General features: G+C 50.6%; 11 protein-coding genes, 1 tRNA gene and 3 pseudogenes. 8 read left to right on the plus strand and 7 right to left on the minus strand.

Annotation, left to right across the window (positions count from 1 at the left end):
- The first annotated feature begins 31 nt into the window (after positions 1-31).
- The 4 genes from JZM30_RS06315 to ompA all read left to right on the plus strand — a co-directional run bounded on the left by JZM30_RS06315 (position 32) and on the right by ompA (position 3275).
- On the plus strand, positions 32-1252 hold the full coding sequence (locus tag JZM30_RS06315; protein ID WP_252317421.1) for an ISL3 family transposase: 1221 nt from the start codon (positions 32-34) through the stop codon (positions 1250-1252).
- A gap of 62 nt (positions 1253-1314) precedes the next feature.
- Positions 1315-1824, plus strand: coding sequence for an SOS-induced cell division inhibitor SulA (sulA, locus tag JZM30_RS06320; protein ID WP_286673444.1), 510 nt, complete (start codon positions 1315-1317; stop codon positions 1822-1824).
- Between the two features lie 235 nt (positions 1825-2059).
- Positions 2060-2182: a hypothetical protein gene (locus JZM30_RS23545; protein ID WP_286673445.1), complete on the plus strand. Its 123-nt coding sequence runs from the start codon at positions 2060-2062 to the stop codon at positions 2180-2182.
- Position 2183: 1 nt separating this feature from the next.
- Positions 2184-3275 carry a porin OmpA gene (gene ompA / locus JZM30_RS06325; protein ID WP_252317941.1) on the plus strand — a complete coding sequence of 364 codons (1092 nt, stop codon included), beginning with the start codon at positions 2184-2186 and terminating at the stop codon, positions 3273-3275.
- Between the two features lie 105 nt (positions 3276-3380).
- Here ompA and matP read toward each other — a convergent pair whose 3' ends face one another.
- Entirely contained in the window at positions 3381-3854 is a 474-nt protein-coding gene (gene matP / locus JZM30_RS06330; protein ID WP_252317942.1) for a macrodomain Ter protein MatP, read from the minus strand.
- Positions 3855-4067: 213 nt separating this feature from the next.
- Here matP and JZM30_RS06335 point away from each other — a divergent pair, with 213 nt between their 5' ends.
- Together JZM30_RS06335 and fabA are read left to right on the plus strand one after the other, a co-directional pair.
- Positions 4068-5795, plus strand: a complete 1728-nt coding sequence (locus JZM30_RS06335) for an AAA family ATPase (RefSeq protein WP_308167130.1) — start codon at positions 4068-4070, stop codon at positions 5793-5795.
- Positions 5796-5885: 90 nt separating this feature from the next.
- Positions 5886-6404, plus strand: a complete 519-nt coding sequence (gene fabA / locus JZM30_RS06340; RefSeq protein ID WP_252317943.1) for a bifunctional 3-hydroxydecanoyl-ACP dehydratase/trans-2-decenoyl-ACP isomerase — start codon at positions 5886-5888, stop codon at positions 6402-6404.
- Positions 6405-6453: 49 nt separating this feature from the next.
- On the opposite strand, the gene JZM30_RS06345 is transcribed toward fabA, so the two are convergent.
- On the minus strand, positions 6454-7119 hold the full coding sequence (locus JZM30_RS06345; protein ID WP_252317944.1) for a tellurite resistance TerB family protein: 666 nt from the start codon (positions 7117-7119) through the stop codon (positions 6454-6456).
- Between the two features lie 265 nt (positions 7120-7384).
- Here JZM30_RS06345 and JZM30_RS06350 point away from each other — a divergent pair.
- A pseudogene (locus JZM30_RS06350) lies at positions 7385-8023 on the plus strand (RpiB/LacA/LacB family sugar-phosphate isomerase).
- 241 nt (positions 8024-8264) lie between these two features.
- A tRNA-Ser gene (locus JZM30_RS06355) sits at positions 8265-8355 on the plus strand.
- Between the two features lie 60 nt (positions 8356-8415).
- On the opposite strand, the pseudogene JZM30_RS06360 reads toward JZM30_RS06355, so the two are convergent.
- The 5 genes and pseudogenes from JZM30_RS06360 to JZM30_RS06380 all read right to left on the minus strand — a co-directional run bounded on the left by JZM30_RS06360 (position 8416) and on the right by JZM30_RS06380 (position 13874).
- A pseudogene (locus JZM30_RS06360) lies at positions 8416-10118 on the minus strand (ABC transporter permease).
- A gap of 41 nt (positions 10119-10159) precedes the next feature.
- A pseudogene (locus JZM30_RS06365) lies at positions 10160-11143 on the minus strand (ABC transporter substrate-binding protein).
- A gap of 33 nt (positions 11144-11176) precedes the next feature.
- Complete coding sequence (locus tag JZM30_RS06370; protein ID WP_252317945.1) at positions 11177-11863, minus strand: ABC transporter ATP-binding protein; 687 nt, start codon at positions 11861-11863, stop codon at positions 11177-11179.
- Between the two features lie 313 nt (positions 11864-12176).
- Positions 12177-12965 carry a phosphate starvation-inducible protein PhoH gene (phoH, locus tag JZM30_RS06375; RefSeq protein ID WP_252317946.1) on the minus strand — a complete coding sequence of 263 codons (789 nt, stop codon included), beginning with the start codon at positions 12963-12965 and terminating at the stop codon, positions 12177-12179.
- A 675-nt stretch (positions 12966-13640) separates the two neighbouring features.
- A complete protein-coding gene (locus JZM30_RS06380) occupies positions 13641-13874 on the minus strand; it encodes a site-specific integrase (protein WP_308167138.1) in 234 nt (77 codons plus the stop codon).
- Positions 13875-13908: the final 34 nt, after the last annotated feature.

Below are 13908 nucleotides of genomic sequence, written 5' to 3' on the forward strand. Positions count from 1 at the left end.
ATGGCGTATTAAATCGCCAGAGGTCACCACCATGGACGAAAAGTCTCTCTACGCTCATATCCTCAACCTGTCTATTCCGTGGCAGGTAAAGTCTCTTTCTCTCGATGAAAATGCCGGTTCTGTTACCGTTACAGTTGAGATTGCGAAAAACACTCAGTTAACCTGTCCAACCTGCGGGAAATCTTGTCCTATTCACGATCACCGACATCGTAAATGGCGCCATCTCGATACCTGTCAGTTCGCGACAATAGTCGAAGCTGATGTACCCCGTATTATGTGCCCGGAGCATGGCTACCAGACGCTGTCTGTTCCATGGGCCGGCCCCGGTAGCCGGTATACGCTGTTGTTCGAGTCGTTCGTTATCTCATGGCTGAAAATCAGCACCGTGGATGCCGTCAGGAAACAGCTGAGGCTGAGCTGGAATGCTGTCGATAATATTATGCAACGGGCGGTTAAGCGTGGACTGGCCCGTCGAAAAACACCTCAGGCCGCACGTCATCTCTGTGTTGATGAGGTCGCTTTCAAAAAGGGGCATCAGTACGTCACCGTTATCTCTGATACCCAAGGACAGGCATTGGAACTCAAAGATGATCGCGGAGTTGAAAGTCTTGCTGGCTATCTCCGGAGTCTGGGTGACCGCCAGATTGAATCCATTAAAACCCTGTCGATGGACATGAATCTATCCTATATAAGCGCAGCGCGGCTCCATCTGCCTAACGCGGTGGAGAAGATCGCGTTCGACCACTTCCATGTAGCGAAAATGCTCTGTGCCGTCGTAGATAAAACACGACAGTTGGAGATGAAAACCATCCCGTTACCGGCACGAAAAAGTGCACATCGTTCCCGTTATCTGTGGTTGTACGGTCGCCATAAACGTCATGGTCGAATAGCAGAAAGACTGGAAGCAGCGCAGATGGTTCTGCCTGATACCAGCCGTTGCTGGGCAATGAAGGCGCTGGCCCGGGAACTCTGGAACCGCCGGTATGACGAACACAGCAGGCGTCTGTGGCTGGAATGGATAGGGATGGCAAAAGACGTTGGTGTCCCGCTACTAAGCAGCGCCGCCCGGACGTTACGTAAACGACTGTACGGGATCCTGAATGCCATGAAACACAGGGTATCAAACGGTAATGCAGAGTCACTAAACAGCAAGATAAGGCTGCTGCGGATCAAGTCCAGAGGATACCGGAACAAAGAACGCTTTAAGGTGGCAGTGATGTTCCATTACGGCAGGTTAAACATGGGGTTATGAGTCTCCCACCATGATAGGGGAAGACCCATACACATACAGTAACACTAAGGATGAAACCCATCATGCGTGCGCACTCTATTCGTTCAGAACGTCATCAGCCAGCCTCACTGCACAGCGCCCCGATGCCACGGCACACTGTTGCAGGATATGGCAGCGGTATCATCAGCGAAATCGACTACAGTGTTGAGCACCCAATGACAACGCTTCTGTTACTTCCCCTTTTGCAACAATTAGCCGCGCAATCACGCTGGCTACTGTGGCTGGCCCCACAACAAAAAATTAGTCGCCACTGGTTACAGCAATCGGGTTTACCGCTGGATAAAGTTATTCAACCTTATCACCTCAACCCCAATGAAACCGTGGATGCCATGGAAAAAGCACTGTTAACGGGAAATTACGGCGTTGTCTTATGCTGGCTTGAGCACCATTTGACAGAAGAAGAAAGTATGCGTTTGAGGCAAGCAGCCCAAAAAGGAAACGCCTACTGGTTTATCATGAGACCACAGCGTATAAACGGAGAAGAGGATGGACTATTTTCTCGCCTAAAAATTCATTCAACGCTGTACCATTAAGTAAATTAAGAGTTTTCTCATCTGCGTGTCGCCATCCTGATTTGTTTGACGCTAAAACCACGGATAAGCAGGTGTGATGCGCGTCGACCATTACGGATAAACGTTGCGATTCGCCAAAATAAACTATTATTTGTTAGGAAGTATGTATGAAACGCTGTTTTTTCTACAAGGCAGTTCATATCGTACTTGTAACTTTCGTATCATGTTGTAGACTTTAACGCGCTGGAGTTGCTCTTTGCATAATGCCAGTTGGCTGGCAGTAAGTTATAAATTAAGAGCAGTGGCTTCAGTCAAGGATTTAACCAAAGGCCTATTGGCATTAATGCTGATTGCCGGTTTGGATGATAATGAGGCGTAAAATGAAAAAAACAGCTATCGCAATTGCAGTGTCACTGGCTGGCTTTGCTACAGTAGCACAAGCAGCCCCCAAAGAAGAAACCTGGTACGTTGGCGGTAAACTGGGTGTTTCCCAGTTCCATGACACCGGTTTCTACGGTAATGGTTTCGAGGGTATTAACAATAACCCAATCAAGAGCAAACTGGGCGCAGGCGCATTCGTCGGCTATCAGGCAAACCAATATCTGGGCTTTGAATTAGGTTATGACTGGCTGGGCCGTTTGAAATATTCAGGTTCTCAGAACAGTGCAACTGACAGTGCCGCTTTCAAAGCTCAGGGCGTTCAGTTGGCCGCGAAATTAAGCTACCCGGTAATGCAAGATCTGGACGTATACACTCGTCTGGGCGGCATGGTATGGCGTGTTGACGCTAACGGCAAAAATGGCACTACTCATCAGTTGAGCGACAGCGACACTAGTGTATCTCCACTGGCTGCTGTTGGTATCGAATACGCTTTCGATCGTGACTGGGCTGCACGTGTTGACTACCAGTGGACCAACAACATTGGCGATGCTGGCACCGTTGGCGCACGTCCGGATAACCTGCTGATGAGCGTTGGCGTTTCCTACCGTTTCGGTCAGGGTGATGCTCCGGCACCGGTTGTTGCTGCTTCGGCACCTGTTGCAGCACCAGCACCAGTTGTAGAAACCAAGCGTTTCATACTGCGTTCTGACGTTCTGTTCAACTTCGCTAAAGACACACTGAAACCAGAAGGTCGTCAGTCTCTGGACCAACTGTACAGCCAACTGAGCAATCTGGATCCTAAAGACGGCTCTGTTGTTGTTCTTGGCTTCACTGACCGCATCGGTTCTGTAGAAGCTAACCAAGCGCTGTCTGAACGTCGTGCTCAGAACGTCGTGTCTTACCTGGTATCCAAGGGTATCCCGGCTAACAAGATATCTGCGCGTGGCATGGGTAAATCCAACCCGGTTACCGGTTCTACCTGCGATAACACGAAACCGCGTGCAGCGTTGATCGACTGCCTGGCACCGGATCGTCGCGTTGAGATCGAAGTTAAAGGCATCAAAGACGTCGTTTCTCAGCCTCAGGCTTAAGTTATTCGTTTCTGAATAACCTTATTCTGAATAACCTTATACTGAAAAAAAACCTCGCGATTGCGAGGTTTTTTTACTTCCTTTTTTTGAAGAATTCTTTTTCGATCAGCTGTTTTTTATGTTGCCATCGTCTTGAGACAAGATCGCTTTCAGATCCTGTTTTAGCAATGACATTTGAGTCGCATAACGCTCTTTTGACTCAGCATCTTCAATCAATTGCACTACGGTTTCAGACAGCGTCGCATTACGACGGGTTGCCAATGCCGCCAACCGTTGCCAAACCAGATATTCAAGATCGATAGATTTTTTGCGCGTGAGCTGACTTTCGGCATTGAAATGGCGCTTGCGGCGTGCACGTATCGTTTGCTTGAGACGATTTTCCAATGCGGGGTTCATGCACTGTTTAATCCAGGCAAGCACTAGCACCGGTTGGTTTGCCATTTTTAGCAACGCGTCTACCGCATCATCAGCCGCACTTTGCTCAATGAAGCGCGTGATGGCTTCACCTTCCCGGTGTTTTTTCACCAGGTATTTCCATTTCCAACCGCACTCAAGATTCTCTAACTGTTGATATTTCATGATAAATTCTTCAGTGACAGTGTAACGCTTACCTTAGCATAACAGTTTTTAGTCAACTTTCCTCTCAGGGCTCGCGTTTTTGCCATGAACGTCAAGAGATGGCGTCATCACACATCAATTATCTATTTCCATAACGTTCCAACACTTCGTCTGTGCAGCAGGTATTATTCTTGTATAATCACGCTCTTCACTCAGACAACTACCTTTGATACTTTGACCAATAACCAACTTGCATGGCAGCATCTGCTGCCCGACCATACGCCTTACCAGTCTCTGTTCGATCGGGCAGACAAGCTTGAATCGCTGGATTTTGCTGCACTTCAGCCCCGACTGGCGGATAGCCTGAAGGTATTTTGCCATCCGCGCTCACCGTCACCCTATATGTTGGTGAAGGCAGAAGAGACCCATGATTACCTCGCACTTATTACAGGGGCGGTAAGGCATCTGTGCCCACCGATCTCAGCCCCTCGCGGTAGCTGTTATCGTATTGAGCACGATCGGGTTGAGATTCAACCGGCTCAACAACTTGACGATAATTTCGCAGCCCAGCAGGTATGCGAATTCCAGGCATGGATCGAAGCAGAACAGTTATTCGGCTGTGTCCGTTATTTTCAGGAACGCATTAGCCTGCAACCCGGCTTATTACACCGTATCAATGGCGGCACGTTGATCCTGACCGCACGAACCTTGTTAGCACAGCCATTGCGGTGGTTACGCCTGAAACAAATTATCGCAGAAGGCCAATACCATTGGCTTTCACCTGATGAAAGGCGTACTTTACCCCTCGCCATTCCGCCGATGCCCATGAACATTCGGCTGATCGTGGTCGGCGATCGCGAAAGCCTTGGCGATCTACACGATATTGAACCCGACCTGCGTGACCTGGCCGTTTACGGTGAATTTGAATCCAAATTGCCGCTGATTGACGAAGATGATATGTCGCGCTGGTGTGCATACATTAATGCATTATGCACCGCCAATCATCTCCCCTTGCTCGCGGCAGATGCCTGGCCTTCATTGCTGCAATTAGCTGTACGTTACAGTGGCGATCAGGGCAGCCTGCCGCTTTGTCCTCAATGGCTTACGCATCAGCTCAAGCACATTGCCATTTACGCTCAGGATGCGCATATCACCGCTCAAACCATCACTGAGGCGATCGCAGCCCAACGCTGGCGAGAAGGCTCTCTGGCAGAGCGTATGCATGACGAAATTGAGCTGGGGCAGATAGTGATAGAAACCGAGGGCGAAGTCGTTGGTCAAATTAACGGACTCTCGGTACTCGAATATCCCGGTCATCCGGTGGCATTTGGTGAGCCCACTCGCATTAGCTGTGTGGTTCACCCTGGCGATGGCGAATTTACCGATGTCGATCGCAAAGCAGAATTGGCAGGTAATTTACACGCCAAAGGCATGATGATCATGCAGGCATTTCTAATTTCCGAACTGGAGTTGGAACAACAGTTGCCTTTCTCTGCATCGCTGGTGTTTGAGCAGTCCTACAGTGAAGTTGATGGTGACAGTGCGTCGCTGGCAGAACTGTGCACATTAATCAGTGCGTTGTCGCTACAACCGATTAATCAGCAACTCGCGATCACCGGCTCGGTCGATCAGTTTGGCCGCGTGCAACCCATTGGCGGTGTCAATGAGAAGATTGAAGGCTTCTTTGAAATTTGTCAGCGACGAGAACTCACTGGCAATCAGGGTGTCATCATTCCAGCGGCCAATCTTCGTCACCTGAGTCTAAATGCTGATGTGGTTGAGGCCGTTCGAGCCGGACAATTCCATATCATTCCAGTGGAAACGGTGCCGGAAGCCATCACATTATTAACCAATATGCTCTATGACGATGAACAACAGCCGAATCTGTTGGGCTTGATCAAAGAGCGTATTGCGCAATTCTCACCGCCGGAGCGACGCCGCTTCCCGTGGTTTTTTCGGTGAGAAACTGGTTTAACCAGATGTTTCTGGGTTGCTCAGCTTACAGGTGTAAGCTAACCTGCGTGCTTCACTAGAATAAGGCTTACTGAGAATATGGTAGATAAACGCGAATCTTATACGAAAGAAGACCTTCTTGCCTCTAGCCGCGGTGAACTGTTCGGCCCTCAAGGCCCACAGTTGCCTGCCCCGAACATGTTGATGATGGACCGTGTCGTCAAAATGACGGAAGACGGCGGTAATCATGGCAAAGGCTACGTCGAAGCCGAATTGGATATTACTCCTGACCTGTGGTTCTTTGGTTGCCACTTTATCGGCGATCCGGTAATGCCTGGGTGCCTGGGATTGGATGCCATGTGGCAGTTGGTCGGGTTCTATCTGGGCTGGCTGGGCGGTGAAGGTAAAGGCCGTGCGCTGGGTGTAGGTGAAGTGAAATTCACCGGTCAGGTATTGCCAACGGCTAAAAAAGTCACCTACCGTATTCACTTCAAGCGCGTTATCAATCGCCGTTTGGTGATGGGAATTGCCGATGGTGAAGTGTTGGTTGATGGCAAGCAGATCTATATCGCTGACGAATTAAAAGTGGGCCTGTTCAAAGATACCACCTCGTTCTAATCGCTACATGTGGACTGTTTTCCCCACCGTCCACGTTCTCTCCGCTCAGCTACAATGCGGCTCGCGTTGTCTGCACTTCATTACTGATCGACGCGCAAACGTCTGCTGGAATTTTCAGTTCCTGTGCCAGAGCATTGAGGTAGCTTTTCTCCATAAAGTGGTCGACATCAATCACCGCACAGCTTAAGAAGTAGACCTCCAGCGCTTCGTCCTCATTCTTAACTCCATTCGCTAACAGTGCAGGATCCAGCGGTTGGTCGATAGAGTCTTGTATCCAGGTTTCAGCTTCTGCACCCAGTTGAAGTTCATGAACGTTCTCTTTTATGCGTTGCTGTTCTGTGGCATCAATATGCCCATCGCTCTTGGCCGCAAACACCAATGCCATGATCAAACGGCGGGCGCGCACATTGTCGCTGGATGACTGAACACCAAAATCGGCATCCTCGACGTGGGTATCGCGTACACGCTTTTTGTATTGGTTCCACAGCATGACACCAGCAGCAGCGCTTCCACCAATGATCAAGGCATTTTTACCCAGAGACCCCAGCATCTTTCTTGTGGATTTGTTCGCCAACAGCACCCCTGCCAACCCACCAAACGCCGCAGGTTTGAGCATATCGCCCAGATTGCCATTTTTAGCGCTGCTCGCTGCCGAACTCGCTTTTGCTCCCGCAGCCCCCAGGAGCGTTTGTATCTGCTGCATCCATTGGCTCATTGCCGTCCCCCCGTTATCGTTGTCGGTATCATATGTAACGTCAGGCGGACATTACCTGTATTTATATATAATAGAGCCTCTTACGCCCGTTGTTTGTCAGGTAATGTATAACAATGAAAATGTGACACAGGCCCGGTTTTACCACTGCAAAGGCAATTCTGCACTGGGATGATTTGCGCTTTATTTTTGACAAGGTATACTGCACCCATCGAAATGAAATAGTGTTTTATTATTTGTAGTTGCCCATCACAATAAAGGAACGAACATGAAAATTGCATTGATTAACGAGAACAGCCAGGCTGCCAAGAACGCTATCATTGCCTAAGCGCTGACTAAAGCCGTTGCACCGCAAGGTCACACCGTATACAACTACGGTCAGTACGCCGTTGATAACGCTGCACAACTGACCTACATCCAGAACGGTATTCTGGCAGCTATCCTGCTGAACTCTGGTGCTGCTGATTTCGTGGTAACCGGTTGTGGTACTGGTCAGGGCGCGATGCTGGCTTGTAACTCTTTCCCGGGCGTGATCTGTGGTCTGGTTGTTGACCCGTCCGATGCGTACCTGTTCTCCCAGATCAACAACGGTAACGCCGTTTCTCTGCCGTATGCCAAAGGCTTCGGCTGGGGCGCTGAGCTGAACCTGGAAAACCTGTTCACTCAACTGTTCAAAGAAGAAGGTGGCTGTGGCTACCCGAGCGACCGCGTTGTTCCTCAACAACGTAACAAGAAGATCCTGGACGCAGTGAAAGAAGTTACCTATAATGATCTAATATCCATCCTGAAAGGTCTGGATCAGGAGCTGGTTAAAGGTGCTATTTCTGGTCCTAAATTCCAAGAATACTTCTTTGCCAACAGCAAAGATGCAGAACTGACCAGCTTTATCAAATCGCTGCTGGCATAATTCACCTATAGGGAAAGTTGCAGTATCAATTTATCAGCCGCAGGTGGAAACACCTGCGGTTTTTTTATGCGTCAATCCGCGCTCTTCGCGTGTCAATCGCCATGTTATCGCATTCCATTCAATCTGTTTCACCTCTGGCGTTCACTGTGTAATCAGATGCGTGAAATCCATAAAATTCTGCTTGACCGAAAGCAGTCGACTCCCTATAGTACCGCCCAGTTGCCCTTGAACGGAAACCCCCGGTGAGGTGTCTGAGTGGCTGAAGGAGCACGCCTGGAAAGTGTGTATACGTGAAAGCGTATCGAGGGTTCGAACCACATCTCTCACCGCCATATAAAAGAACGCCCCTGAGCAATCAGGGGCGTTTTTGCTTTTTGCGTACAGCCTGATTCTCATTCCCCCGGCTGAAAACGCTTATACAGATGAATCCCCAATAGCATGGTTGCCAGACTTACCGTCATTGCCACCGTTGCCATCGCCATTCCCTGCCCTACAGACCCTTGCTCAAACTGCCGCCAAATAAAGATCGCTGTGGTTTGCACACCCGCCGGCGCCAAGAGCAATGAGGTCACCAGCTCACGAACAGCAACGGCAACGGCAACGGCAACGGCAACGGCAAACACTAGCAGCATCGCCGCCAGCAAGCTGGGGAAGATAAGCGGTGCCACCACGTAGCGCAATGCCCTCAACGTCGAGGCACCGTGAACGCGGGCGGCAGCTTCCAGGTTAGGACCCAGTTGACGCAATGCCGCACTCACATTGCGGATGGGATAAGGCAACAACAAGCAACTGTACGCCAACAGGAGAATCGCCCAGGTGTTGTAGGGCGTAATTGGCCAAAACTTCGGTTCCAGGCCAATATCAGCCCCACGCCAACCACAATGCCGGGAAGCGCCACAGGCAACAGAGAGAGGCCATCCAATAGCGCCGCACCGCGGACACCCCTTACCGTCACCAGCCAGGCCACCAGCGTTCCAACAACCCCCGTCAGTAATGCAGTGCCGCTGGCTAATCCCATGCTGCTTAAGAGCGCACTGAGCGCCTGATTCTGATTGTTCAGCACTGCACTAAAATGCCTTAGCGTCACATTGTCCGCAGATAACCCACCGTATAGGGTGCCGGAAAAGGCGGTTACCAGCATGGCGCTCACCGGAATGCCTACAGCAATCACCGCCACGCCGAAGAACAGCGTTACGAAGGGCAGCGTCCATCGCCCCGGATCGCGAATCACAATGGCCGCTGGCTTCCCGGTAATGGTGCCAACGTCTTTTCCCGCAGTGAGTGCGCGCTGAACGGTGTAGGCCGTCAATGCCAATGCAACCAACAACAACGACAACACCACTGCACCTGAAAGATCGATAGGCCAATCTGCAAGGTGTTGCTCAATCCCGGTGGTCAATGCCTGAATCCCCGCATGTGGGCCAATCGCAGCAGGCACGCCGTACTCCTCAATTGCCAGCGCGAACGTTAGCAGACAACTGGCCGCAATCGCTGGTAATGCCAACGGTAATGTAATACGGAAAAATGCCGCCCACGGACCCGCGCCATGTACCCGGGCAACATCTGCAAGACGCCCACCGTGACTCGCCATGCTGCGCGAGACGGCGAAATAGACCACAAGGAAAATATTCAATGCCATCACTATCGCCATACCCGGTAATGAGAACAGCAGCGCATTAAACTTGAACGAGAAAATCTGTTCCAGATAACCACGCGCTTGCAGTGCAAGCATCCATGACAGTGCCGAAATATACGGAGGGATCAGAAAGGGGATCAAAAATAACAAATCCCACACTCGGGCACAGGGAATATGGAACAACCCGCGTAAGGTTCCCAACGTTATCCCCAATAAGCCACTCAGCAAAGCAATACCAATACCAATACCAATACCAATACCAATACCGAAAGTATTAGAGATCAACGGGCCAAGGCGTGGATCCTGCGCCACGGCGATAAATGCACTCATTGGCTCACGCATTGAACCTTCACCCAGCCCGGGAAATACCGCTTGCAGCACGACAAAGATAACGGGAATACCCACCAGCACGAAAAGTATTGCCACCGTAATCAGTGGCAATAATGCAAAACCTCTAATGTTTTACTCCTGCGCCAGCATTGCGCTGGCGCTGTTAATCCTTAACGTTGCCCGAACTGGCTCGCAAAACGCGCCAGAATAGCGTTACGTGAAGTGCTGGCGGCATCCCCTTCCTGGAGTAATGTCAGGGATTTAAACAAGGGACGTTTGGCATCAATATCCTGACGCGCAGGCATCAACCAAGCCTCTGCAACCGCCTATTGCCCCGCGGGTGAAAGCACATAATCGACAAACGCTTTTGCCTGCTCCTGATGTTGACTGCTTTTCAGGATCATCATCGGACGCGGCGCAATTGCCGTACCGCTGGTGGGAAAAATCACCTTGATCGATTCACCTTGCTCAACGCTGTTATAGGCCACGTAATCCACCACACCAAACACGGCAGCCTTGGCCTCCTGCAACACCGGCGTCAACGCTTGCGCGTTAGGGCCGGCTACGATCATCCCGTTGTTCTTCAAAGCATCAAACAGCTTCCAGGCGTTCTCACCTTGTGTATTTTGTAAACCAATAATCAGGTCTAGCGAAGCACCTGAGAGTGCCGGATCGGGCGCTGCCACCTTATCTTTGAATGCAGGCTGAGCCAAATCCCGCCAATCCTTCGGCTCTGGAGTGCCACTCTTGCTGTTCCACACAATCCCCAACGCAGAAATGCCCTGAGCAACGTAATAAGGGGTTTTAAACGGCGCAGGTACCTGAGCTGCATTTTTACTTTCATAGGCCAGCAGCCAGCCACGCTGCTGCAAATCCGTGGCAGTATCCCAAGAGGCGGAGATCAACACATCCGCACGCGGGTTCGCTTGTTCAGCATCCAGCCTGGCCATCACTTTGCCGGTGGTGGCTTGAAAAATATCAACTTTAACGCCGGTTTCCTTTTCAAACCCGGCGGCCAGCTTGCTGCTTAACGATCCTGGCCCTGCGGTATACACCGTCAATGCCTGCGCACTGCTGCTTGCCATGACCAAAGAAAGTGCCATACCTGTTAATACTCCTGATGTTAACTTTTTACTGAGGTAAACTGTGCTGATATTTACTGTGTTCATGTTCATCGTATAACTCCCCTACTCTGCATTTAAGGTGGAAACAGAGACCAGTTGGCCTGCGGATAACGTGGCAATCGCATCTGCCATGGTGTTCGCTTCTTCGCGATCGTGCGTGACATATACCGCAGTCGTACCTAACTGGCGAAGTAATGCCGACATCTCTTTACTGAGTGACTCACGCAGATCGCGATCAAGATTGGAAAGCGGTTCATCGAACAGCAGAATCCGCGGCTCGGCCACCACCGCGCGCGCCAAAGCGACACGCTGCTGTTGACCACCCGACAATGCGGAGGGGTAGCAATCGGCCAAGGAGGACAGCCCAACACGCTCCAAAGCGGCATCCGTTTTCTCTTTACGGCGCGTCGCATTGAGACCGCGCATCTTCAGCGGAAAGGCAACGTTCTCACACACCGTCATATGCGGCCACAATGCATAGTCCTGAAACACCATGCCTAAATTACGTTGCTCCGGCGGTGCGCTAAAACGCGCCTCCGCGACCCGAACGCCACCGAAGATAATGCTGCCATCCGTCGGTTGCAGTAGCCCTGCCAACAGCTTAAGCAGCGTGCTTTTGCCACAGCCGGATGGGCCTAACAACGCAAGTACCGTGCCGGCAGGAACGCGCAGATCGATGTCACGCAGAATCGGTTGCTGCGCAATGTGAAAGCAAAGGCCGCTAACCGTGATATCAACCGAGCGGTTCATCGCTCCGCTCCACGTAATACATGAGAGACGTTTTGTGCAACCCGGCGTGGCCATAACAGCGACGCGAGATAGCGCAGTAGGGAGGACAGGCGTGTAAAAACCGCCTGCCAATAAAGCAGGAAAGGCATAAACATACGGGCATCCTCTTTGGGACTTTATATCGGAATCCGTAGGGTAAGAAAGCAATGCGACGGCGTGATGACAGAAAAAAGAGCTGACGTTTCAGGGGGATCTCAGGGGCGAGCAAGGGACCGAACAGCGAGGAGCGAAGAGCTGCCGTCAACGTAAGCCTCTACGTTGACGGCAGAATGTATCAGTTATAAGCGAAGAGCGTGCGCTGGCACAATTGCGAGCGTACGCAATCCGGTGTGCGGAAAGAAACAATGCCAATCATGTCATCGTCCTGGAAGCGATCCAGTGCATCCTGCAAACCGGATTTCACTCCGACGGGCAAATCACATTGCGTAATATCCCCGTTGACAATCACCGTGACATTTTCACCCAGACGGGTCATGAACATCTTCATCTGATTCACCGTGACATTCTGTGCTTCATCAAGAATCACCACAGCATTTTCAAATGTGCGCCCGCGCATATAGGCAAACGGTGCTATTTCCACTTTTCCGATCTCCGGGCGTAAACAGTATTGCAAGAACGATGCGCCAAGACGCCGCTGCAATACGCCATACACCGGGCGGAAATAGGGAGCGAACTTCTCAGTAATGTCACCAGGTAAAAAACCAAGATCCTCGTCAGCCTGTAACACCGGCCGGGTAACAATTATCCTTTCAACCTCTTTATGAATCAGCGCTTCAGCCGCTTTGGCCGCACTGAGAAACGTTTTGCCACACCCCGCCTCGCCGGTGGCAAAGATTAACTGTTTATTTTCTATTGCAGACAAGTAATGCTCCTGGGCGATGGTACGCGCGGCAATCGGTGACGTATCGCGATTTTCTCGCGCCATACCGATAGCCTCAATTCCCCCCATCTGAACCAGAGAAGTGACCGATTCTTCTTCACGCTGACGATGACTGCGTGAATCACGACGAATAACGCGTTTAGCTTCACGACGCGCTTTGATCACTGCTTTTTGTCTTCCCATAGTGGCACCTTACAGTTTGTTTCACTTACCGAACATAACCACTGTGCGTGACGTTTCACTCACAAACGAGGTTGGCTTCCTTATTAAGCCGATACTGGAGACATGAATAGCGCACCGCCAATAACGGCGGCGGACGATAATATCGTCCCGCAAAGTGGGCACGAGGGATAAAAAACGGTGAAGCAGTAGAGAAGAATAAAGACAAGACGAGTTGCGGGAGAAATTCACACGGGGAGTTAGCCCCTCTCCCCCCTTTATCAACCATCGCGTTTGATGACGGCGACAGCAGAGGTGATATTGAAAACGACATGTCAGAAGTTGCTGATTGGGTCCCCAAAAGGACATTACCATGTGCGTTCCTCACTGTGGCAACGACTATTCCACGGAATAATAATTGACCGTATTAGAACTTCCGATCATCACCCCTAGAAAATAACGCAGGTTGATGTCAGTAAGATGACATTGCAATAAAATGCCCTGCGTTGGCAAGCGTTTTTTACAGTTCCATAACATTTATCTATGACAAAAAAATATAACCCTTTGCCGTTACAGACTTTTACCGCTTCATTTTTTTTGAGGAACCAGATAGGAGCGCAGGCAGGGATACCGCCCTGCCCGTCTGACACACAGCGAGATACCGAACATCACGACGACTGGTTCAGCATCCAGAAAAGATCAATAAAGGCGTTGCCAGGAGAGATATTGGTCATATTTACGCAACGCACTGCGATACAGCATGCGCTCTTTCTCGGGTAAATATTCAATTAACCGTTGTTGCACACCTGCGGGTGAAAACGTCTCTGCCGGATGATTCTTCGCCAGCAGAATGTCATCCAACCGCCGCAGCCGGATAACATATTCACGCATGGTGCTGTGGCGCACATCGGTTTGATCGATCAGATACTTGATACGCCGTTATGTTGAATCGGGTTCAGCCCCGCGA

It is taken from the genome of Candidatus Symbiopectobacterium endolongispinus, from assembly GCF_018777385.1.
Lineage (GTDB): Bacteria > Pseudomonadota > Gammaproteobacteria > Enterobacterales > Enterobacteriaceae > Symbiopectobacterium > Symbiopectobacterium endolongispinus.

Excerpts from the sequence above, each read along its gene's own strand:
- fabA (WP_252317943.1), top strand. The coding sequence starts at position 5,886 with ATGGTAGATAAACGCGAATCTTATACGAAAGAAGACCTTCTTGCCTCT.
- sulA (WP_286673444.1), top strand. The coding sequence starts at position 1,315 with ATGCGTGCGCACTCTATTCGTTCAGAACGTCATCAGCCAGCCTCACTG.
- ompA (WP_252317941.1), top strand. The coding sequence starts at position 2,184 with ATGAAAAAAACAGCTATCGCAATTGCAGTGTCACTGGCTGGCTTTGCT.
- phoH (WP_252317946.1), bottom strand. The coding sequence starts at position 12,965 with ATGGGAAGACAAAAAGCAGTGATCAAAGCGCGTCGTGAAGCTAAACGC.
- JZM30_RS06370 (WP_252317945.1), bottom strand. The coding sequence starts at position 11,863 with ATGAACCGCTCGGTTGATATCACGGTTAGCGGCCTTTGCTTTCACATT.
- JZM30_RS06345 (WP_252317944.1), bottom strand. The coding sequence starts at position 7,119 with ATGAGCCAATGGATGCAGCAGATACAAACGCTCCTGGGGGCTGCGGGA.
- JZM30_RS06315 (WP_252317421.1), top strand. The coding sequence starts at position 32 with ATGGACGAAAAGTCTCTCTACGCTCATATCCTCAACCTGTCTATTCCG.
- matP (WP_252317942.1), bottom strand. The coding sequence starts at position 3,854 with ATGAAATATCAACAGTTAGAGAATCTTGAGTGCGGTTGGAAATGGAAA.